The sequence below is a fragment of the Lentzea tibetensis genome, from assembly GCF_007845675.1.
GTDB lineage: Bacteria > Actinomycetota > Actinomycetes > Mycobacteriales > Pseudonocardiaceae > Lentzea > Lentzea tibetensis.
Genome location: NZ_VOBR01000030.1, coordinates 39,615 through 60,055 on the forward strand (window position 1 = coordinate 39,615; position 20,441 = coordinate 60,055).

The following is a 20,441-nucleotide window of genomic DNA, read 5'->3' on the forward strand; positions in this document are numbered from 1 at the left end:
GAGGACGCGATGGCGCTCGCCATCGCGGAGAGCGAACGGGTCCGCGGCACGACGAGCCCCAACCCGCCGGTCGGCTGCGTGATACTCGACGCCACCGGCAAGCCCGTCGGGTTCGGCGCCACCCAGCCGCCCGGCGGCAAGCACGCGGAGAAGATGGCGCTGCACGACGCGGGCGACCGCGCGCACGGCGGCACCGCCTACGTCACGCTCGAACCCTGCTCGCACTGGGGTCGCACGCCGCCCTGCACGGACGCGTTGCTCGAAGCGGGCGTCAAGCGCGTCGTCTACGCCGTGTCGGACCCGAATCCGCAGGCAGCGGGTGGTGCGGAGATCCTCCGCAAGGCGGGTCTCGACGTCGAGGTAGGCGTGCTCGCCGAGGCGGTCGGCAAGGGCCCGCTGCGCGCGTGGCTGCACTACGCGCGCACCGGCCGCCCGCACGTGACCTGGAAGTACGCGGCCAGCCTCGACGGCAGGGTGGCGGCGAAGGACGGCACGAGCCGCTGGATCAGCTCCGAGGCGTCGAGGCGCGAGGTCCACGACCTGCGCACCAAGATCGACGCCATCGTGGTGGGCACCGGAACCGTCCGCGCGGACGACCCGGCGCTGACCGCGCGGGACGCGGACGGAATGCCGTTGGCGCGCCAGCCGTTGCCCGTGATCGTGGGCACGAGCGAAATCCCTCCGGCGGCCAAGTTGAAAACGACCGCATTGCACCTCAGAACGCGGGATCCTGACGTGGTGCTGAGTGAGCTCGCCGGACGCGGCGTCGTCGACGTGCTGCTGGAAGGCGGCCCGACGCTGGCAGGCGCGTTCCTCGAACGAGGACGGATCGACCGCGTCGTGGCCTACGTGGCGCCCGTGCTGCTGGGCGCGGGCCCCGAGGCGCTGAAGGACGCGGGCGTGTCAACCATCACGGATGCTGTCCGGCTGGACGTCGAAGAAGTCACCATGAGCGGTGCCGATATGCGGATCAGCGCGGTTCCGCAAAGGAGGAATGGTGTTCACCGGGATCGTTGAGGAACTCGGCCGGGTCGTGGAAGTGACCGACCTGCCGGACGCCGCACGCGTCACCATCGCGGGCCCGCTCGTCACGAGCGACGCCAAGCACGGCGACTCGATCGCGGTGAACGGCGTGTGCCTCACCGTCGTCGACGTGGTCGACGGCGCGTTCACCGCGGACGTGATGCGCGAGACGCTCACCCGCAGCAGCCTGAACAAGATCGCCGAGGGCGACCGCGTCAACCTGGAGCGGGCCGCCGCGCTGGGCCAGCGCATCGGCGGGCACATCGTGCAGGGCCACGTCGACGGCACGGGAACCGTGCTGGCGCGCGAGAAGGCCGAGCACTGGGAGATGGTCCACATCGGACTCCCGCCCACCCTCGCGCGGTACGTCGTCGAGAAGGGCTCCATCACGGTCGACGGCGTGTCGCTGACCGTGGTGCACATCGACATCGACCAGTTCTCGGTGAGCCTCATCCCGACCACGCTGGAGCTGACGACGCTCGGCCAGCGCAAGCCGGGTGACCACGTGAACCTCGAGGTCGACGTGCTCGCGAAGTACGTCGAGCGGCTCGCCGCACCGCACCTGCGCGACAATGCTGGAAACGCCGCCGAGGAGACCCCGTGAGTGACTACGCAGACATCGAGCGGGCGATCAAGGACATCGCCTCCGGACGCCCCGTCGTCGTGGTCGACGACGAGGACCGCGAGAACGAGGGCGACCTGATCTTCGCGGCGGAGAAGGCGACGCCGGAGCTGCTGGCGTTCATGGTCCGCTACACGTCCGGCTACGTGTGCGTGTCGCTCACCGAGCAGGACTGCGACCGCCTCGACCTGCCGCCGATGTACCACACGAACCAGGACCAGCGCGGCACCGCGTACACCGTCACGGTCGACGCGCGCGAGGGCATCACGACCGGCATCTCGGCCGCTGACCGCGCGCGGACCATCCGGCTGCTCGCCGACCCGCACGCCAAGGCCACGGACTTCAACCGGCCCGGCCACGTGGTTCCGTTGCGCGCCAAGGACGGCGGCGTGCTGCGCAGGCCCGGCCACACCGAGGCCGCGGTCGACCTGTCGCGCCTCGCCGGGCTCGCGCCCGTCGGCGTGCTCTGCGAGATCGTGTCGCAGAAGGTCGAGGAGGACATGGCGCAACGCGACGAGCTCGAGGTGTTCGCCGCCGACCACGACCTGGCGATCATCACGATCGCGGACCTCATCGCGTACCGCCGCCGCAAGGAGACGCAGGTCGAGCGGGTCGCCGAGGCGCGCATCCCGACCGCGCACGGCGTGTTCACCGCGGTGGGCTACGACAGCCTGCTGGACGGCATCGAGCACGTCGCGCTGGTGTACGGCGAGATCGGCGACGGCGAGGACGTGCTGGTGCGCGTGCACTCCGAGTGCCTGACCGGTGACGTGTTCGGTTCGCTGCGCTGCGACTGCGGCCCGCAGCTCGACGCGGCGCTGGAAGCCGTTGCGGCGCAAGGTCGCGGCGTCGTGCTGTACATGCGCGGGCACGAGGGCCGCGGCATCGGCCTCATGCACAAGCTGCAGGCCTACCAGCTGCAGGACGCGGGCGCGGACACCGTCGACGCGAACCTCGCGCTGGGCGTGCCCGCCGACGCGCGCGACTACGGCACGGGCGCGCAGATCCTGATCGACCTGGGCATCAAGTCGATGCGCCTGCTGACGAACAACCCGGCCAAGCGCGTCGGCCTGGAGGCGGGGTACGGCCTCCGCGTCGTCGACCGCGTGCCGCTGCCGATCTCGCCGAACCCGGAGAACCTGCGGTACCTGCGCACCAAGCGCGACCGCATGGGTCACGAACTGCATCAGCTCGAACAGTACGAGGCCGTCGTTTCGGCTACGGAGGAACAGGAATGAGCGGCGAAGGCCGTCCCGAGATCGAGGTGCCGCGCGGAGAGGGGCTGCGACTCGCGATCGTCGCCACCCGCTGGCACACCAAGATCACCGACCAGCTCGTCTCGCGCGCACTCGAAGCCGCGGGCAAGGCGGGTTGCGTCGACACCACGGTCGTCCGCGTCGCGGGCGCGATCGAGCTTCCCGTTGTGGTGCAGGAGCTCGCGCGTCACCACGACGCCGTCGTCGCGCTGGGTGTCGTGATCCGCGGTGGCACGCCGCACTTCGAGTACGTGTGCGACGCGGTGACCGACGGCCTGACGCGGGTGTCGCTGGACGAGTCGACGCCGGTCGGCAACGGCGTGCTCACGTGCAACACCGAGGAGCAGGCGCTGGCGCGGGCCGGGCTGCCGGACTCGGTGGAGGACAAGGGTTTCGAGGCCTGTGTCGCGGCCATCGACACCGCTCTCGTGCTGCGCGGGCTGCGTCAGCCGTGGACCGAGCGGGGCTACGAGTGAGTGTCGAGTGCCGTCCGCGCAAGATCCGCCGCGTCGCGTGGGTGTGCGCGGTGGGTCTGGTGGTCGTGTTCGCGATCGTCGGCGTGCTGCTGGGCAACACGCCGACGGGTGTGATCTTCCGGGTGTCCGACCAGGTCGCCATGGTGCTGCTGGGCTTCCTGCTCGCCGGTGGCGTGCTGCTGCTGACGCGGCCGCGCGTGCGGGCCGACGCCGAGGGCGTCGAGGTGCGCAACGTCTTCACCGTGCACCGTTTCAAGTGGACGGACGTGCTCTACGTCAGCTTCCCGGACGGTGCCGCGTGGGCGCGTCTGGAGCTGCCGCACGACGAGTTCATCTCGATCATGGCGGTGCAGGCGACGGACCGCGAGCACGCCGTGAAAGCCGTGCGCGCGTTGCGTGAGCTGCACCGGGTCGCTTCACCGCCAAAGGGACAGGATGACGCTGGCGAGGAGCAGGCCGACGAAGTGGTACCCACCGCTGATGGCGACGGTGGTCATTCCTGACGGCTTCGTCGCGTCGAACAGGCCCGTCACGAACAGGACCGCGGCGCTGATGCCGATGCCGACGACGATCGCCAGCACGATCGCCTCGCCGATGGTGTCGGTGCCGGTGGCCTGTGCGATCAGGGCGGTCGCGAGCGTGGCGACGAAGCACGTGGCGAGCGGCACGGCGTAGACGGCCGGGCCCGTGCCGCCGCCCGAGGCGCCGTCCCAGCCCATGGCCTTCTGCCACGCCTTGCCGAACGCGAACTCGGCGTACCAGAGCCCGCCGAGACCGAAGTAGACGATGCCGGCGACGATGACGGCGAACCAGTTGAGGTCGCCGAGTAGGCTGAAGCTCATAGCTCCTCCAGCTTGATCGGGTGCCTGGGAATCGCGATGTGGAGCACGGTCGTTACCGCCGTGCGACGAGAGGGGACCGCGTCCGGTGAAGGAAGCGGTGTGGAGTCTGGTCGGTCTGATCGGCGGCTTCGCGTTGTCGACGATCTGGTGGTACGCGGTCTCCCACGTGTGGGCACCGCGCCTGGGGTTCAGCGACAAGATCAGCGTGCTGCCGGACGCCACGTCCCGGTCCACCTACCGGGTCAAGGTGATGAACACCGGCAAGCGCGGCGTGATCGACCTGTCGGTGGACACCAGGATCTGCTATCCGGGTGTGTCGGTGTATCCGGGGCTGGACGTCCCGACCATCATGTTCCCGCTCCGCGTGCCGGTGCCGAACGCGAAGGCGATGAGGCTCGGCCCCGGCGAGGCGTGGTTCTTCCGGCTGCGCATGGACGAGCTGCTGGAGCCGGACAACAGTGACACCAAGGCGATCCTGGCGACCCTGTACCCGGTGGAGGCGCAGCGGCAGGGCCTGACGTTCGAGGCGATGCTCAAGCGGAGCGAGGGCGCGTACCTCCAGTTGCGCGTGCTCTGCTACGACCAGTGGAGCGGCGCGCGGAAGTACTACGAGTCGCAGCCCTACAAGATCACCGACATCGTGCACGGCAGGTTCGACGGACTCGAGGTCGTGCCGTTCAGCGCTGACGCCGGCTCATGAGGAACGCGGCGAACCCGTTGGCGGGCCTCGGGAGCCGCTCGATCGTCCAGTCGGCACCGAACAGCTCGGTCTCCTCACCCGGCTTCAGTCCGGGGAACCGGGCGCCCTTGCGGCGCCACCACGGGATCTCGTCGTAGAAGCACCACAGCAAGAAGCGTGAATTCTCGTGCGACAGCCGCAGGATCGTCCGCGCCATGGCTTCGCGTTGCGGGCCCCTGAGATCGTCCAGCACGCCGTAGTCGACGAGCAGGTCGAACGTGCCGTCGACGCCGGGAATCTGGTCGGCCGTGAGGTCGCCCTCGAGGAACCGCGCCGGCAGGTCCTTGGCCTTCCGGCGCGCCTTCTCCAGTCCGACGGGGGAGAAGTCGACACCCGTCACCTCGAATCCGCGCTGTGCCAGGAAGATGGCGTTCGCACCGCTGCCGCAACCCAGGTCGATGGCGCGGCCGGGTTCGAGCACGTGCCTCGTGACGAGGTCGACGAGCTCTTCGCGAGGCCCGCTCTCCCACGGTGCCCAGGTGCGGTACATGAAGTTGTAAGCACGACGGCCGACCATGTTCCGACCGTACGCTTCCGGTGTGGCCGTGTTCACCCTGATGACCAAGTACCCGTTCGAGTTCGACTACGACTGCGAGCCCGCCACGCTCATGCGGCTCGCCGAGTGGGTGCGGCAGTACCGCGGCCAGGAGCTCGTGTGGAGGCCTGAGCACTACGAGGGTGTCGGGTTCCGGCTCGGCGACGGGACGTGGTCGGCGCTGGAGGAGTGTTGGGGGAGCGCCCAGCACATGGCACGCAACTGCGCGGCCGTCGCCGACCGCCTCGAGGCGGGACGTGTCGGGTTGCTGGGGGCCTTCATGAGCGGAACCTGCTACGTGGCCTTCGTGCCCGAGCGGCAGGTGGTCCGGACGACCAAGCTGATTCCTGCCTTCATGGACGAGAAGCCGCCCAGCGACATTGTCATGCCTCATGTCTCCGGCGGCGTGCCACGGACGCCTGAGGACATCGATGCCCTCCACGCATGGGCGGCGGCGCACGTGGACGACAGGCCGAGTCGCCTGCCTTCACTGCCGCTGGGCGAGCTCGTGGAGAACCTGCGCACCGAGTCCGAGACGGCGTTCGTGGTGGCCGAGATCGATTCGCGGGTGCAGGCGGAGATCAACCGGGTGCTCAGGAAGATGACCGTGGACGTGCCGTGGGACCCGGACACGCCACGGCCGCTCGGTTACCCGGAGGATTTGGAGTGGCCGCCCACCGGGGTGAACGGCCATTCCTGAATGTCCGCTGACCAGCTGCGGTGCGGTACATCAGGTCGTACGCGAGACGGCCGACCACGGCGTCACCTCCCGGACAGCTGGTCGGCGAGGCGCTCGGCGTCCTCGCGGGAGAAGTCGCCGGAGATCTCCGTGACACCGTTGAGGATGGGCGCCTGGATCGTGGGCGCCGACAGGACCTTGGTGCGCAGGACGATCGCGACCTGCTCCTGGACGTGCGTCGAGGTGTACTCGCCCCACGTGCTGGTGCCCTCAGCGGTGAACGTCAGCCGCAGCACCCAGCCGTTGGAGTCGTTGTTCTGGGCGGCCTCGGCCTTGCTGATCGCGTCGCCGTCGAAGATGACTGAACCGAGCACGTACTTGTAGTCGCCCTTCGCGTCACACGTGACCAGCGGCAGCTCGTGATCGTCGAGGCCGGTCAGCGGGTCGGGCTTCGCGCAGTCGAGCGCTTCGGCGGCCTGCTTCTGCTGGTCGGGATCGCGACTCTGCCGGGAGACGTTGGCCTCGGAGCCGGCCGCGGCAGGCAGCGGTTCGCCGAGCACCGGGCGGAACACGAACTCCGCCAGGGCGCTTTCCGCAGCCGGCTGGGCATCGCCCGTGATCGCGGTCGTGCACCCGGCCAGCGCGAGAGCGGCGACGGCGAGCAGAACGCGTGACACCACGCGAGCGTACCCGCGGGTCTCTCGTTCCCGTGCGTCCGTAGGGTTCCGCCATGGCGGTCTTCACCCTGACCACGCAGGACCCGCTGGACCCGTGGCCGGAGGATCCACCGGCCTCGCTCATGCCGCTGGCGGACTGGCTGGCGCAGTACCGGGGCCAGGAGCTGGTGTGGCTTCCCCGGCACCACGACGGCATCGGCGTCCGGCTCGGCCACGGGACCGCCGCGTACCGGAACGAGGCCTTCGGACCCGCCGGCCACCTGGCGCGCAACTGCGAGGCGCTGGCGGATCGGCTGGAGCAGGGGAACGTGGGGATCCTGCTCGCCGATCTCTGGGGCGAGTGCGCCTACTACGTCCTCGAGCCGGCGGGTGACGTGGTCCGGGGTGGCCTGCTGCGGGAGAAGCCGCGGTACGGCATGGTTCCCTACAGCCCGAACACGTTCTCCACGCCGCCGGAGGATGTCGCTGAGGTGCACGCGTGGGCTGCGGCACGTGTTGACGACGTGTCCGAGGTGTTGCCCGCGGTGCCGCGGGAGGAGCTCATCGCGGACCTGCGCGTCGAAGCGGTCATCGCCCAGCAGGTGGCGGAGATCGATCGGCGGGTGAACGAGGAGATCAACCGCGTGCTGCTGAAGATGAGCGAAGGGCCCGCCCGCTGAACGCGGACGGGCCCCTCACGAACACAACGACTAGCTGCGAACCATCTTGCGCAGCACGTACTGCATGATGCCGCCGTTGCGGTAGTAGTCGGCCTCACCAGGAGTGTCGATGCGGACAACCGCGTCGAACTCCACGGAAGACCCGTCGGCCTTGGCAGCCACCACGTGGACAACAGACGGCGTGGTGCCGGAGTTGAGCTCGGTGATGCCGGTGAAGTCGAACGTCTCGGTGCCGTCGAGGCCGAGGGACGCCGCGGTGGAGCCCTCCGGGAACTGCAGCGGCAGGACGCCCATGCCGATCAGGTTCGAGCGGTGGATGCGCTCGAAGGACTCGGCGATGACGGCGCGGACACCCAGGAGCGACGTGCCCTTGGCGGCCCAGTCGCGGGACGAGCCGGAGCCGTACTCCTTGCCCGCCAGCACGACCAGCGGCACGCCGGCCGCCGCGTACGACACCGAGGCGTCGTAGATCGTGGTCTGCGGAGCGCCCTCGGCGAGGAAGTCGCGGGTGAAGCCGCCCTGCACGTCGTCCAGCAGCTGGTTGCGCAGCCGGATGTTCGCGAAGGTGCCGCGGATCATGACCTCGTGGTTGCCGCGGCGCGAGCCGTAGCTGTTGAAGTCCTTGCGGTCCACGCCGTGCGAGGACAGGTAGAGACCTGCAGGCGAGTCACCCTTGATGGAACCGGCGGGGGAGATGTGGTCCGTCGTCACGGAGTCGCCCAGCAGGGCGAGCACGCGGGCGCCGGAGATCTCGGTGACCGGGGTCAGCTCCATCCGCATGCCCTCGAAGTACGGGGGCTTGCGGACGTAGGTCGACTCGGGGTCCCACTCGAAGGTGTTGCCGGTCGGCGTGGGCAGCGACTGCCAGCGCTCGTCACCGGAGAACACGTTGGTGTAGCCCTTGGTGAAGCCCTCGGGGGAGATCGAGGAGGCGATCACCTCGGCGATCTCGGCCGGGGTCGGCCAGATCTCCGAGAGGTACACCGGCTTGCCGTCCGGATCGAACGCGAGCGGCTCGGTGGTGATGTCCTTGTCCATCGAACCGGCCAGCGCGTACGCCACGACGAGCGGCGGCGACGCGAGGTAGTTCATCTTGATGTCCGGGTTGATCCGGCCCTCGAAGTTGCGGTTGCCGGACAGCACCGAGACGACCGCGAGGTCGCCCTGCTGCACGCCCGCGGAGATCTCCTCCTGCAGCGGGCCCGAGTTGCCGATGCACGTGGTGCAGCCGTAGCCGACCAGGTGGAAGCCCAGCTTCTCCAGGTAGGGCATGAGGCCGGCGCGCTCGTAGTAGTCCATGACGACCTTGGAGCCGGGCGCGAGGGTCGTCTTGACCCACGGCTTGCGCTCCAGGCCGCGCTCGACGGCCTTCTTCGCGAGCAGTGCGGCGCCGAGCATCACCGACGGGTTCGAGGTGTTGGTGCACGACGTGATCGCGGCGATCGCGACGGCGCCGTGGTCCAGCTCGAACTCCGCGCCGTCCAGCGACACCTTGACCGGGTTCGAGACCCGGCCGGTGGAGCCCTCGGCGGCGGACTGGAACACCGCGGGCTTGCCGCTTCCGTTGCCGCCCTCGTGGATGGCAGCAGGGTCGCTCGCGGGGAAGGACTCGTCGACGGCCTCGTCGACACCGGACAGCGCGGCGGACTCGGTGTGGTCGACGTACGCGCCGAGCGCCTGGCGGAACGACTCCTTGGCGTTGGTCAGCTCGATGCGGTCCTGCGGGCGCTTCGGGCCGGCGATCGACGGGACGACCGTCGACAGGTCCAGCTCGAGCGTCTCGGAGTACACGGCCTCGCGCGACGGGTCGTGCCAGAGGCCCTGCTCCTTGGCGTACGCCTCGACCAGTGCGATCTGCTCGGCCGAACGGCCGGTCAGGCGCAGGTAGTCGATCGTCTCGGAGTCGATCGGGAAGATGCCGACCGTGGAGCCGAACTCCGGCGACATGTTGCCGATGGTGGCGCGGTTGGCCAGCGGCACCGCGCTGACGCCCTCGCCGTAGAACTCGACGAACTTGCCGACGACGCCTTGCTTGCGCAGCATCTCGGTGATCGTCAGCACGAGGTCCGTCGCGGTGGCGCCGGGGGGCAGCTCACCGGACAGCTTGAAGCCGACGACGCGCGGGATGAGCATCGACACGGGCTGGCCGAGCATCGCGGCCTCCGCCTCGATGCCGCCGACGCCCCAGCCCAGCACGCCGATGCCGTTGACCATCGTGGTGTGCGAGTCGGTGCCGACGAGGGTGTCCGGGTACGCCTGGCCGTTGCGGACCATGACCACGCGGGCCAGGTGCTCGATGTTGACCTGGTGCACGATGCCGGTGCCGGGCGGGACGACCTTGAACTCGTCGAACGCCGTCTGACCCCAGCGCAGGAACTGGTAGCGCTCGCGGTTGCGCTGGTACTCGAGGTCGACGTTGAGCTCGAACGCGTCCGGGCGGCCGAAGATGTCGGCGATGACCGAGTGGTCGATCACGAGCTCGGCGGGCGCGAGCGGGTTCACCTTCTCGGCGTCGCCACCGAGCTGGGTCACGGCCTCGCGCATGGTGGCGAGGTCGACGACGCAGGGGACGCCGGTGAAGTCCTGCATCACCACGCGGGCCGGGGTGAACTGGATCTCGGTGTTCGGCTCGGCGCTGGGGTCCCAGTTGGCGAGCGCGCGCACGTGGTCGGCGGTGATGTTCGCGCCGTCCTCGGTCCGCAGCAGGTTCTCCAGCAGGATCTTCAGGCTGAACGGAAGACGCTCTGCGCCCTCCACGGCGCCCAGTCGGAACACCTCGTACGAGGCGTCGCCGACCGTGAGCGTTCCGCGGGCGCCGAAGCTGTCCTTACTAGTCACGTGCAACTCCATTGGTGACAGCGCAGGTGGTCAGTTCGGGGTAACAGGAGCGAGTCTTCTACACGCGTTCACCGCCTGCAGCGTCGCCCTCTCGCCTCAAACAGTACGCGTGTCCTGTATTCCGTTTCAACCAAGGTTGGCCTAAGTCACCGCGCCCAGTCCGGGTACGTCAGCGAAGATCGTTGCAGACCGATCCAGCGGCGCTTCGTGAACTCGTCGAGATCGACGTCGTCGGCGTCCGTCGGGCGCGGGCCCGCGTCGTTGACGTGCACGTTCTTGCTGTCCACCTGTTGCGCGAACGCGAGTCCCCTCGCGAGATCGCCGGTGTGGACCGCGTTGACCAGCGCCTGGCACCTGTTCACGAGCGCCAGCGCCTCCTCCTCGCTGTCGACCACGGTCACCGGCGCGACCGGCCCGAAGATCTCCTCGGTGAACGCGGGCATCTCCGGTGTCACGTCGGCCAGCACGGTCGGCTGGTAGAACAGTCCGTCGTGGGTCGCGCCGGTGACCACGCGGGCGCCCATCTCGATCGACGGCTGCACGATCCGGTCGTGCACGCGGTGCAGCTGCTCGGCGCTGATCAACGGCCCGAGGTGCACGCCGGGCCGGGTCGGGTCGCCGACCACGATCTGCCGCGCGCGCCGGGTCAGCGCCTCCAGGTACGGCTCCAGCACCGCCCGGTGCACGATGTGCCGCGACGCGGTGATGCAGGTCTGGCCCTGGAAGTCGAACGACGTCCACGCGCCGCACGTCGCCGCGGCCTCCACGTCGGCGTCGTCCAGCACCGCGAACGCGTTGTCGCCGCCCAGTTCCAGGCACGTCCGGCGCAGGTCGCGCGCCGCGATCCCGGCCACCCGCACGCCGATCTCGTTCGAGCCGGTGAAGTGCACCAGTGCGACGTCCGGGTGCGCGGCGAGCGGCTCGCCCGCGTCCGGGCCGTCACCGGTGACGACGTTGAACACGCCCGGTGGGATGCCCGCCTCGTGGCAGACCTCGGCGAGCAGCTGCCCGCCCGCGATCGGCGTCAGCTCGGCCGGCTTGAGCACCACGGCGTTGCCGACGGCCAGTGCGGGCGCCATCGCGCGCATCGCCAGCACCAGCGGGAAGTTCCACGGCGTGATCACGCCGACGACGCCGAGCGGGATCCGTTCGAGCAGCGTCAGCTTGCCGGGCTTCGGCGAGGGCTGGATCTCGCCGCGAGCGAGCTGCGCCTGCGCGGCGGACACGTTCAGCCGGGAGAGCGCGGCCCCGACCTCACCGCGCGCCTTCGCCTCCACGCCGCCGGTCTCGCGCATCAGGTGGTGCACGAAGTCGTCGGCGCGGTTCTCGATCACGCGGGCGATCTTGCGCACCGCCGCCGCGCGCTCGGCCGGAAGCAGAGCTGCCCAACCTTTCTGCGCGTTGACAGAACTGGCGACAGCAAGACGTACGTCCTTCTCGTTTCCCAGCGCGTACTCGCCGATCACGGCATTAGTGGCCTTCTCCTGGACAGGAGCAGTGGCGCCACTCGCCGGTACCACGAAATCGCCGTCGATGTAATGCCTGCCGTTCGATATGCGCATCTCGGATCCCGATCTTGACAAGCTTCTGGGCCCAGGAGTAGGACCTTCGTGTCCTGTGCATGGTAAGCGCTTACCTGGTGATTCGGGGATTCAGTGAATCTTTGGACCGGCAAAATGCGAGTGATGCTCGTCAGCGTGCTGTTCGCGATCTCCGCGTGCAGTAACGGGGCATCATCCAGTGATGGGACGACTCTGACCTGGTGGGATTACTTCGGCTACTCGCCGGCTTCTGATCAGGCAGTGAACACGCTCATCACCCGGTATCAAGACGCACACCCCGGTGTCCAGATCAAACGCACTCCCATCGGATTCGCGGACTTTCACGCGAAGATCGTTCAGGCCGCGGCGTCGGGTACGTTCCCGGACATCGCGGTGATCGACACCCCGGACGTGCCGCTGCTCGCGAGCCAGAACGCCATCGGCGATCTGACCTGGCGCTTCGCGAGCTGGCCCGACAAGGACAAGTATCTGGAACACGTCCGCGACGGGGTGAAGTACCAGGAGAAGTTCTACGGCGTCCCGCTGCGCAGCAACACGACCGCGCTGATCTACAACGCCGACCACTTCGCCCAGGCGAACATCTCCGCGCCCCCGAAGACGTGGGCCGAGCTGCGCACCGCCGCCAAGTCGCTGACGAGCGCCGACCACTCCGGTCTGTGCTTCGCGGCGGCGGCGAACGAGCAGCTGACGTTCAACTTCCTCCCCCTGATGTGGCAGGCGGGAGGTGACCTCCGCACCGTAGGCGACGCGCCGTCGGTCGAGGCGCTGAAGTTCGTGAACGCGCTGGTCAACGAGGACAAGAGCGTGCCGAGGTCAGTGCTTCAGTGGGGTCATTCCGACGTGGAGAAGGAGTTCGCCGCAGGGCACTGCTCGATGATGGTCAACGGTCCGTGGACGCTGCCTTCAGTGGAGAAGGCCGGGTTCGCGTGGGCCGCGGCACCGCTGCCCGCCGGCGCGAAGGGACCGGCGTCGCCGCTCGGCGGCGAGGCGTGGGTGGTCGGCGCGAAGTCGAAGAACACCGACGCCGCGTGGCAGCTGCTCACGTGGCTCGCCGACCCGAAGAACAGCGCCAAGGAGATCGGCGGCGGGCTCGGGTCCATCCCGAACCGCGACGACACGCTGAAAGACCCCGCGTGGAAGTGGAACAACGCGGTGGAGGCGTTCGCCGAACAGATGCCGTCCGCGCGGGCCCGCAGCGTTTACGGGCCCAAGTACCCGCAGATGTCGGAGGCGATCTGGACCATGGCGCAGCAGGTCATGACCGGTGAAAGAGATCCGCAGCAGGCCGCCGACGCGGCCAAGGCCAAAATCCAGCCTCTCCTGGGCTAGTAGTTGCACTTTCAATAGTTAGCTCGGCTCCAATCCCGCTGCTCCGTTCGTGTCCAAACTTGACATGGCTTGTTCCATTCGAGTAGGAATCGACGGGCAAGTTGGGGAAAGCGCTTGCCAGGCTTCATTTATCGCGCCGCCGCCGAGGCTGTTGGGATGGGTATGCTCAAATCCAGGAAAGCTTTCAGGGTGTTCTCGTTAGGCATGGCCGCGGTACTCGCGGCCGCCGGTTGTTCGAGCGGAACGGCAGAAGAGAGAGAGCCCGCCGCGCAGAACGTGACCGTGACCTGGTGGGACTACTTCGGCTACTCGCCTGGTTCGAACAAGGCGGTGGAAGCGCTGATCACGCGATACCAGGAGGCGCACCCGAACGTTCAGATCAACAGAACCGCGATCCCGTTTCCCGAGTTCCACACCAAGATCGTCGAATCGGTCTCAGCGGGGACCTTTCCGGACATCGCGGTGATCGACACCCCGGACGTGCCGCTGCTGGCCAGCCAGGGCGCGCTCGCCGACCTGACGGGGCGCTACAAGGGGTGGAGCAAGAGCAACCAGTTCCTCGAACCGGTGCTCGAGAGCGTCAACCACGACGACAAGCTGTACGGGGTCCCGCTGCGCAGCAACACGACCGCGCTGATCTACAACAAGGACCTGTTCGGCAAGGCCGGGATCGCGGGCCCGCCGGCGACGTGGGCCGACCTGCGGGCCAACGCGAAGGCGCTCACCAAGGACGGCGCGTCCGGACTGTGCTTCGCGGCTGGTCCCAACGAGTCGACCACGTTCAACGTGCTGCCGTTCGTGTGGATGGCGGGCGGTGACGTCACGGCGATCAACGACAAGCCCGCGGTCGAGGCGCTGACCTACGTGCACGACCTGTTCAACGTGGACAAGAGCGTGCCGGAGGCGGCGCTGCGCTGGACGCACTCCGACGTCGAGAAGGAGTTCGTCGCCGGTCGCTGCGCGATGATGATCAACGGCCCGTGGGTGCTGCCCGGCATGCAGAAGGCGACCTTCCAGTGGGGCACCGCGCCGCTGGCCGCGGGCAGCAAGGGCGTCGTGTCGCCGCTCGGCGGTGAGGCGTGGGTCGTCGGCGCGAAGAGCAACAACGCCGACGTCGCGTGGGACGTGCTGACCTGGCTCGCCGAGTCGCGCAACAGCGCGCACGAGTTCGGCAGCGGGCTCGGCTCCATCCCGAACCGCAACGACACGCTCAACGACCCGGTGTGGAAGTGGGGTCCCGGTGTCGGCGCGTTCATCAGCGAGATGCTGTCGACCCGGTCGCGCAGCCAGTACGGACCCAAGTACGCCAGGGTGTCGGAGGCGATCTGGACCATGACGCACCAGGTGGTGAAGAAGGAGAAGAAGCCACAGGCCGCGGCCAACGACGCGCAGGCGACGATCAGACCGCTGCTGCCGTCGAGCTGATGCGCAGGCTGACTCCGTATCTGTTCGTACTGCCCGCGGTGCTCTTCCTCGGAGCGCTGCTGGTCTACCCGGTCGTGCTCAACGTGCTGATGTCCTTCCAGGACGTGAGCGCGGGGAACCTGCTCGGCGGCGCCGAGTGGATCGGGTTCGAGAACTACCGCGCGGCCTTCGCCGATGAGGTCTTCGTCGACGCGGCGTGGCACTCGGTGACCTACGCCGCGGTGTCGGTGGTCGTGCAGCTCGTGGCCGGGACGGGACTGGCGCTGTTCTACGCCCAGTCCTTTCCCGGCGCACGGGCGCTGCGCTCGCTGTACATGATCGCGTACGCGATTCCCGTCGTGGTGTCGGCGGAGCTGTTCCGCTGGCTGCTCGACGGGCGCTCGGGTTTCGTGAACTGGGTGCTCGGCACGCGTGACGTGTTCTGGCTCGCCGACACCTCCCTCGCGCTGCCCGCGGTGATCGGAATCCAGGTGTGGCTGGGCGTGCCGTTCGTGCTGGTGTCGCTGACGGCCGGGCTGGTGGCGATCCCCCGTGAGTTCGGTGAGGCCGCGCTGATCGACGGCGCGTCGGCGTGGCAGCGGTTCCGGTGGGTCACCTGGCCGCTGCTGCGCCCCGTCGTCGCCGCCACGGCCGTGCTGTCGACGATCTTCACCTTGAAGAGCTTCGACCTGGTGTGGATCGCGACGCAGGGCGGTCCGGCAGGCGCGTCCGAGATCCTGCCGACGCTGGCCTACCGGCTGGTGTTCACGTCGTTCCTGTTCGGCAAGGGCGCGGCGATCATGAACGTGATCTTCGCCGTGCTCTTCGTGCTGTCGCTGCTGTACCTGCGCACCGACCGGAGGACGTCGTGAAGCGGGTCATCGGCGTCGTGCTCGTGCTGGTCTACCTGTTCCCGGTGTACTGGATGGTCTCCGCGTCGTTCAAGACGCCCGCCGAGCTCGCGTCCGTGCGGCTGGTCCCGAGTTCCCTGTCGCTCGACACGTGGACCGCGCGGATCTTCGACGACCCGCGCGTGCTGCGGTACGTGTTGAACAGCGTGATCGTCGCGTCCGGGACCATGGTGCTCACGCTGGTGCTCGGCATTCCGGCCGCGTACGCACTGGCCCGGCTTCCGTTGCGCGGCAAGCCGGTGCTGATGCTGATGATGCTGTCCAGCCTCATGTTCCCGGCGATCATGCTGGCCACGCCGCTGTTCGTGGTGTTCAGCAGGCTCGGGCTGACCGACAGCTACCTCGGTCTGATCCTGGCCGACACAACGCTCGCCCTGCCTTACTCGATCGTGCTACTTCGACCGGCGTTCGCCGCCGTACCGCGGGACTACAGCGAGGCCGCGCTGATCGACGGCTGCTCACCGTTCGGTGTGTTCGCCCGGATCATCGTGCCGCTGGTGATGCCGGGCATCGCGACCGTGGCGGTGCTGGCGTTCCTGTGGGGCTGGGGCGACCTGGTGTTCGCGCTGACGCTCGCGACCGAGGACTCGATGCGGCCGGTGACCACCGGCCTGTGGGGCTTCTTCGGTGCCACGACCAGCGACTGGGCGGGCGCGATGGCGTTCTCGACCGTCGCGATGCTGCCCCCGCTGGTGGTGTTCCTGTTGACCCAGCGGCTGGTGGTCAGCGGTGTCGCGGCGGGAGGCACCAAGGGGTAGGTACCTTGGATTCGTGCGGTTGCTGGGGGTCGGTAAGAGGTACGGGCGCGGACCGTGGGTGCTGCGTGATCTCAGCTTGGACGTGTCCGGGCTCGTGGTGCTGACCGGCGGCAACGGGTCGGGCAAGTCCACGCTGCTGCGGATCGTCGCCGGGGTGACGTGTCCGACCGAGGGGCGTGTCGTGGACCGTCCCGCCTCGGTGGGGTACGTGCCCGAGCGGTTCCCATCGGATGTGCGGATGTCCGTGCGGGACTACCTCCGGCACATGTCCGCGATTCGCGGGGCGTCCGGCGAGGTGCTGGAGCGGCTCGGGTTCCGCGGGTCGATGACCGCGCCCATGGCGACGCTGTCCAAGGGCAACACGCAGAAGGTCGCGCTGGCACAGGCTTTCGCGGCCACGGACCTGCTGGTGCTGGACGAGCCGTTCTCCGGTCTGGACACCGCCGCGTCGGTGGCGCTCGTCGAGATGCTCGCGGAACGGACGGCCGTGGTCGCGGACCACGAGGGGCACCTGCCGTCCGCGCAGGTCGTGTCGCTGTCGGGCGCGCACGTGACGATCGAGTTCAGCCGGGCGTCCGGATTGGGTGAACTGTCCGATCTGGACGGTGTGCGGTCGGTGGAACCGCGGGGGACGGGAGCACGGGTGCTGGTGGAGCCCGCGCACAGCGACACGGTACTCGCCGAGGCGTTGCGGCTGGGCTGCTCGGTCCGGAGCGTGCGGTCGTGACGGCGCTGGTGCGGTACCTCGCCGCCGATGTCCTGCGCGGGCAGCGTTTTCTCGCGCCACTGTTGGTGTACTGCGGTGTGCTCGGGATGCTCTTCTTCGACGACCCAGGGCCCGCGTTGCAGGCCTACGCCGGGTCGTGCGCGCTGATCTACCCGATCACGGCGTGGCTGGCGGTGGTGATCGCGACGTCCGAGGACCAGGCACGGCGCGAGATCACCGTCGTCACCGCGGGCGGCTGGCGGCCGGTGCTGGGCGCGGTGGCCGTGTTGTCCGCCCTGTTCACGGTCGTGCTGGCCGTGATGGCGACTTTGCTGCCGGTGCTGACGAACACGCGCCCGTACCAGGTCTCCTGGGTGCTCGCGGGGTTCGCGGCGCACGTCGTGTGCGGGTTCCTGGGCACGGGAGTCGGGTTGCTCTTCGCACGGCCGGTGCTGCGGTCGATCGGGCACACCGTGCTCGCCGTGTTCGGCGTCGTGGTGCTGACGTACCCGCTGGGCCCGCGCTCGCCGCTGGGCTGGGTGCTCGACATGTTCGGCGCGGACCGGGTGAGCACCGCGCTGGTGTGGTCGGGCCTCGCCTCGGTGGTGCTGGTCGTCGCCGCGGTGCTGCTGGGCCTGCGCGCCACCCGGCGGACGTGATGCGGATCGGGCTGCTCGGCCCGCTCGTCGTGGAGACCGACGACGGCGAACCCGTTGACGTGCGCGGGAAACGCCTGCGGTGGCTGCTGATCCGGCTCGCGATGAAGCCGGGTGTCGTGGTGCCCGCCGACCACCTGATCGCGGACCTGTGGGGCGACGAGCCGCCGGTGGACGGCGCCGCCGCGCTGCAGTCCGCGGTGTCGCGGCTGCGCAGGGCGCTGCCGGAGCCGGTGATCGTGTCGAAGCACCCCGGCTACTACCTGGACGTGCCGCCGGAGCACGTCGACGTGCGGCGGTTCGAACGGACGCTGGACCCGGCGCTGTGGCGCGGCGAGCCGTTCGAGGACGCGCCGTTCGCCGAACGTGCCGCCGCGCGCTTGAAGGAGGTGCGGTGCGACATGCTCGGCCTCGAGCAGTTCGCCACCGAGAACCCGCTGCGCGAGGATCTCCAGGCGCGGCTCATGCTCGCGCTGCACGCGTCCGGCAGGCGGTCGGACGCGCTCGCGGTGTACGAGCGGACGCGAGTGGTGCTGGCCGAGGAGCTCGGCGTCTCGCCCGGAGCCGAGCTGGCCGAGGCGCACCTGACCGTGCTGCGCACCGAACCCGAGCGCCGCAGGGGAAACCTGCCGGCACCGGTGAGCTCGCTGGTCGGCAGGGCGGACGACCTCGCGCGGATCGCCGCGCTGCTGGCCGAGCACCGGCTGGTCACGCTGACCGGGTTCGGCGGCGTCGGCAAGACGCGGCTGGCCGTGACGCACGCGCGGTCGTGCGAGGAGGCGTGGCTGGTCGAGCTGGACTCCGCGGCCGACCCGCTGTCCGCGCTGGACGCCGCGCTCGGGCCGAACCCGCTCGCGGCGGACCCGTTCGCGCGCCTCGGGTCGTGCCTGGTGGTGCTGGACAACTGCGAGCACGTGGTGGAGTCGGCCGCCGCGCTGTGCGCACGGCTGCTGGCTGCAGCACCGGGCGTGCGGGTGCTCGCGACGAGCCGCGAACCGCTCGGCATCCCCGGCGAGGTCGTGCACCCGGTGGCGCCACTGGACTCCGCGCACGCCGTCGAGCTGTTCTCCGCACGGGTCGGTCGCCCGGTGCGGGGTGCCGAGCGGCTGTGCCGCGAGCTCGACGGGATCCCGCTGGCGCTGGAGCTCGCCGCGGCACGGGCGCGGACGCTGACGGTCGCCGAGCTGACCTCCCGGCTGGACAGCAGGTTGCAGCTGCTCGACCGCGGCGTGCGCACCGGCCCCGCGCGGCACCGGACGCTGCGCGCCGTCGTCGACTGGAGCTGGGACCTGCTGCCGGACGACGAGCGGTCGCTGCTGAGCAGGCTGTCGGTGTTCGCCGGTGGTGCCACCGCCGAGGCCGTCACCGTCGTCACCGGCGCGGACGACCTGTGGAGCACCGTCGACCTGCTGTCCGCGCTGGTGGACAAGTCGCTGGTCGTCCGGTCCGGCGACCGGTACCGGCTGCTGGCGACCGTCCGCGAGTACGCGTCCGAACGGCTGACCGATCAGCACGTGCGCTTCGCTCACGCCGTGTACTACAGCTCGCTGGCCGCACGCCTGGAACCGGTGCTGCGCACGGCGGACCAGCTCGCCGCACTGTCCACTTCGGAGACCGAGCGCGGCAACCTCGACGCCGCACTGGACTTCCTGGTCTCCGGTGGGCACTTCGCGTTCGCGGCTCGCCTGATCGCTTCTCGCGCGTGGCACTGGCTGGTGATGACCAGACGGTTCGACGAGCTGCGGCGGTGGGCGTCGCTGGTGCCGGACGACCCGCTGTGCACCGCGCTCGCGAACCTGGGTGAGCCCGCGGCCCGTCCCGCGCTGCTGCGGTTGTGGGACACCGAGACGCCCACCGCGCTCTGCGCGATGCTGCTGACCAACGGGCAGGTGTGGGGTCAGCAGGAAGTGGCGTCCCGGCTGTGGGACCTGTCGTTCCGCATGGACGACGGCACCGACCGGTGGAACGCGGGCTTCGCCGCGTTGCTGCGCGGCGTGATCGCCGGTGAGTTCAGCGCCGGTTCCGCGCACTACGCCGAGGAGATGTACGAGGACGCGCTGCTGGAGTTCCAGGCCGTCGGCGACCGCTGGGCGATCGTGTACGCCCTGTCCTGCCTGGCGATGGTGCTCACCAACCGCGGCGCGTTCGCCGACGCTCTGTCCGCTCTGGAACAGGCGGGGTCGATCGCCGCGGAGCTGGGCGACGTGCTGGTACCGATGTCACTGCTGGTGCAGACGGCGCGGCTGCGCGCCCGCACCGGCGACCTGGCGGGCGCCCGCGCGGACCTGGACCGCGCGGGTCCGCCCTTCGACGCGCTGGAACGGGCCCGCATCGCGCAGGCCCGCGCCGACATCGCCTACTTCTCCGGTGACCTCACCGCGGCCGCGATGCTGTACCGCGCCGCACTGGCGGTCGACGTTCACGTTGCCGCACACCAGTTCCGCGCCACCCTCCACACCGGACTCGCGCTCGCGCTGACCCGGCTCGGCGACCTGGACACCGCCCGCGCCGAGCACAGCACCGCGCTGGAGGTCGTGTCCGCGTCGGCCGACGGCCCCGCTCGTGCGCTCGTGTGGGAGGGCTACGCGGACTGGCTCGGCGCCACCGGCGACCTGCCGGGTGCGCTGGCCGCGTTGCGGAAGGCCGAGTCGCTTCGTGGTGCGAACTTGAGCAGCGACCCGGCGGTGGTCGCGTTGCGCGGCCGGTGTGAGGCGGAAGTAGTCGCTGATCGCTGACCGGCCGGTCGTGGCGCTGTGTCGGTCGGGTCGG

The 20,441-nt window shown here is 69.5% G+C and carries 19 protein-coding genes and 1 pseudogene; 15 read left to right on the forward strand and 5 right to left on the reverse strand.

Annotated elements, in window-relative coordinates:
• Nucleotides 1-9 precede the first annotated feature (9 nt).
• The 5 genes and pseudogenes from ribD to FKR81_RS34685 form a co-directional block, all read left to right on the forward strand.
• Complete coding sequence (gene ribD / locus FKR81_RS34665; RefSeq protein WP_146358533.1) at nt 10-1,017, forward strand: bifunctional diaminohydroxyphosphoribosylaminopyrimidine deaminase/5-amino-6-(5-phosphoribosylamino)uracil reductase RibD; 1,008 nt, start codon at nt 10-12, stop codon at nt 1,015-1,017.
• Nucleotides 998-1,627 carry a riboflavin synthase gene (locus FKR81_RS34670; RefSeq protein ID WP_146358465.1) on the forward strand — a complete coding sequence of 210 codons (630 nt, stop codon included), beginning with the start codon at nt 998-1,000 and terminating at the stop codon, nt 1,625-1,627. Before ribD ends, FKR81_RS34670 begins: the two co-directional genes overlap by 20 nt.
• Nucleotides 1,624-2,883 (forward strand): bifunctional 3,4-dihydroxy-2-butanone-4-phosphate synthase/GTP cyclohydrolase II, encoded by a 1,260-nt coding sequence (locus FKR81_RS34675; protein WP_146358466.1) that lies wholly within the window; start codon nt 1,624-1,626, stop codon nt 2,881-2,883. The genes FKR81_RS34670 and FKR81_RS34675 overlap by 4 nt, the downstream gene beginning before the upstream one ends.
• The gene (ribH, locus tag FKR81_RS34680) at nt 2,880-3,377 is read left to right on the forward strand and encodes a 6,7-dimethyl-8-ribityllumazine synthase (RefSeq protein ID WP_146358467.1); all 498 of its coding nucleotides are present in this window, start codon (nt 2,880-2,882) and stop codon (nt 3,375-3,377) included. Before FKR81_RS34675 ends, ribH begins: the two co-directional genes overlap by 4 nt.
• Nucleotides 3,374-3,796, forward strand: a pseudogene (locus FKR81_RS34685) (PH domain-containing protein); the annotation flags it as partial. The gene ribH and the pseudogene FKR81_RS34685, both read left to right, overlap by 4 nt.
• On the opposite strand, the gene FKR81_RS34690 reads toward FKR81_RS34685, so the two are convergent.
• A complete protein-coding gene (locus FKR81_RS34690; RefSeq protein ID WP_146358469.1) occupies nt 3,794-4,219 on the reverse strand; it encodes a DUF1761 domain-containing protein in 426 nt (141 codons plus the stop codon). The pseudogene FKR81_RS34685 and the gene FKR81_RS34690 sit on opposite strands and share 3 nt — an antisense overlap.
• An 85-nt stretch (nt 4,220-4,304) precedes the next feature.
• On the opposite strand from FKR81_RS34690, the gene FKR81_RS34695 reads away from it, so the two are divergent.
• On the forward strand, nt 4,305-4,919 hold the full coding sequence (locus tag FKR81_RS34695) for a hypothetical protein (RefSeq protein WP_146358470.1): 615 nt from the start codon (nt 4,305-4,307) through the stop codon (nt 4,917-4,919).
• On the opposite strand, the gene FKR81_RS34700 is transcribed toward FKR81_RS34695, so the two are convergent.
• Nucleotides 4,897-5,475: a class I SAM-dependent methyltransferase gene (locus FKR81_RS34700; RefSeq protein WP_146358471.1), complete on the reverse strand. Its 579-nt coding sequence runs from the start codon at nt 5,473-5,475 to the stop codon at nt 4,897-4,899. The two genes, FKR81_RS34695 and FKR81_RS34700, sit on opposite strands and share 23 nt — an antisense overlap.
• 22 nt (nt 5,476-5,497) lie before the next feature.
• On the opposite strand from FKR81_RS34700, the gene FKR81_RS34705 reads away from it, so the two are divergent.
• Nucleotides 5,498-6,193 carry a hypothetical protein gene (locus FKR81_RS34705; RefSeq protein ID WP_146358472.1) on the forward strand — a complete coding sequence of 232 codons (696 nt, stop codon included), beginning with the start codon at nt 5,498-5,500 and terminating at the stop codon, nt 6,191-6,193.
• A gap of 62 nt (nt 6,194-6,255) precedes the next feature.
• Here the strand turns inward: FKR81_RS34705 and FKR81_RS34710 are convergent, their stop codons facing one another.
• The gene (locus tag FKR81_RS34710) at nt 6,256-6,849 is read right to left on the reverse strand and encodes a SecDF P1 head subdomain-containing protein (protein WP_146358473.1); all 594 of its coding nucleotides are present in this window, start codon (nt 6,847-6,849) and stop codon (nt 6,256-6,258) included.
• A 53-nt stretch (nt 6,850-6,902) separates the two neighbouring features.
• Between FKR81_RS34710 and FKR81_RS34715 the strand changes: the two genes are divergently transcribed.
• Entirely contained in the window at nt 6,903-7,508 is a 606-nt protein-coding gene (locus FKR81_RS34715; protein WP_146358474.1) for a hypothetical protein, read from the forward strand.
• 30 nt (nt 7,509-7,538) lie between these two features.
• Here FKR81_RS34715 and FKR81_RS34720 read toward each other — a convergent pair whose 3' ends face one another.
• Together FKR81_RS34720 and FKR81_RS34725 are read right to left on the reverse strand one after the other, a co-directional pair.
• On the reverse strand, nt 7,539-10,358 hold the full coding sequence (locus FKR81_RS34720) for an aconitate hydratase (protein ID WP_146358475.1): 2,820 nt from the start codon (nt 10,356-10,358) through the stop codon (nt 7,539-7,541).
• Between the two features lie 134 nt (nt 10,359-10,492).
• Nucleotides 10,493-11,908 (reverse strand): aldehyde dehydrogenase family protein, encoded by a 1,416-nt coding sequence (locus FKR81_RS34725; RefSeq protein ID WP_146358476.1) that lies wholly within the window; start codon nt 11,906-11,908, stop codon nt 10,493-10,495.
• Nucleotides 11,909-12,148: 240 nt separating this feature from the next.
• Here FKR81_RS34725 and FKR81_RS34730 point away from each other — a divergent pair, with 240 nt between their 5' ends.
• From FKR81_RS34730 to FKR81_RS34760, 7 genes are all read left to right on the forward strand, one after another.
• Entirely contained in the window at nt 12,149-13,237 is a 1,089-nt protein-coding gene (locus tag FKR81_RS34730; protein WP_186763353.1) for an ABC transporter substrate-binding protein, read from the forward strand.
• 204 nt (nt 13,238-13,441) lie between these two features.
• On the forward strand, nt 13,442-14,662 hold the full coding sequence (locus FKR81_RS34735; protein ID WP_186763354.1) for an ABC transporter substrate-binding protein: 1,221 nt from the start codon (nt 13,442-13,444) through the stop codon (nt 14,660-14,662).
• A complete protein-coding gene (locus tag FKR81_RS34740; RefSeq protein WP_146358479.1) occupies nt 14,662-15,513 on the forward strand; it encodes a carbohydrate ABC transporter permease in 852 nt (283 codons plus the stop codon). The genes FKR81_RS34735 and FKR81_RS34740 overlap by 1 nt, the downstream gene beginning before the upstream one ends.
• On the forward strand, nt 15,510-16,310 hold the full coding sequence (locus tag FKR81_RS34745; RefSeq protein WP_146358480.1) for a carbohydrate ABC transporter permease: 801 nt from the start codon (nt 15,510-15,512) through the stop codon (nt 16,308-16,310). Before FKR81_RS34740 ends, FKR81_RS34745 begins: the two co-directional genes overlap by 4 nt.
• Nucleotides 16,311-16,323: 13 nt before the next feature.
• A complete protein-coding gene (locus FKR81_RS34750) occupies nt 16,324-17,037 on the forward strand; it encodes an ABC transporter ATP-binding protein (protein WP_235921992.1) in 714 nt (237 codons plus the stop codon).
• Nucleotides 17,034-17,675 carry a hypothetical protein gene (locus tag FKR81_RS34755; RefSeq protein WP_146358482.1) on the forward strand — a complete coding sequence of 214 codons (642 nt, stop codon included), beginning with the start codon at nt 17,034-17,036 and terminating at the stop codon, nt 17,673-17,675. Before FKR81_RS34750 ends, FKR81_RS34755 begins: the two co-directional genes overlap by 4 nt.
• The gene (locus FKR81_RS34760) at nt 17,675-20,407 is read left to right on the forward strand and encodes a BTAD domain-containing putative transcriptional regulator (RefSeq protein ID WP_235922007.1); all 2,733 of its coding nucleotides are present in this window, start codon (nt 17,675-17,677) and stop codon (nt 20,405-20,407) included. Before FKR81_RS34755 ends, FKR81_RS34760 begins: the two co-directional genes overlap by 1 nt.
• Nucleotides 20,408-20,441 lie beyond the last annotated feature (34 nt).

Excerpts from the sequence above, each read along its gene's own strand:
- ribD (WP_146358533.1), top strand. The coding sequence starts at position 10 with ATGGCGCTCGCCATCGCGGAGAGCGAACGGGTCCGCGGCACGACGAGC.
- ribH (WP_146358467.1), top strand. The coding sequence starts at position 2,880 with ATGAGCGGCGAAGGCCGTCCCGAGATCGAGGTGCCGCGCGGAGAGGGG.
- FKR81_RS34690 (WP_146358469.1), bottom strand. The coding sequence starts at position 4,219 with ATGAGCTTCAGCCTACTCGGCGACCTCAACTGGTTCGCCGTCATCGTC.
- FKR81_RS34700 (WP_146358471.1), bottom strand. The coding sequence starts at position 5,475 with ATGGTCGGCCGTCGTGCTTACAACTTCATGTACCGCACCTGGGCACCG.
- FKR81_RS34715 (WP_146358474.1), top strand. The coding sequence starts at position 6,903 with ATGGCGGTCTTCACCCTGACCACGCAGGACCCGCTGGACCCGTGGCCG.
- FKR81_RS34720 (WP_146358475.1), bottom strand. The coding sequence starts at position 10,358 with ATGGAGTTGCACGTGACTAGTAAGGACAGCTTCGGCGCCCGCGGAACG.
- FKR81_RS34725 (WP_146358476.1), bottom strand. The coding sequence starts at position 11,908 with ATGCGCATATCGAACGGCAGGCATTACATCGACGGCGATTTCGTGGTA.
- FKR81_RS34735 (WP_186763354.1), top strand. The coding sequence starts at position 13,442 with ATGGCCGCGGTACTCGCGGCCGCCGGTTGTTCGAGCGGAACGGCAGAA.
- FKR81_RS34740 (WP_146358479.1), top strand. The coding sequence starts at position 14,662 with ATGCGCAGGCTGACTCCGTATCTGTTCGTACTGCCCGCGGTGCTCTTC.
- FKR81_RS34760 (WP_235922007.1), top strand. The coding sequence starts at position 17,675 with ATGCGGATCGGGCTGCTCGGCCCGCTCGTCGTGGAGACCGACGACGGC.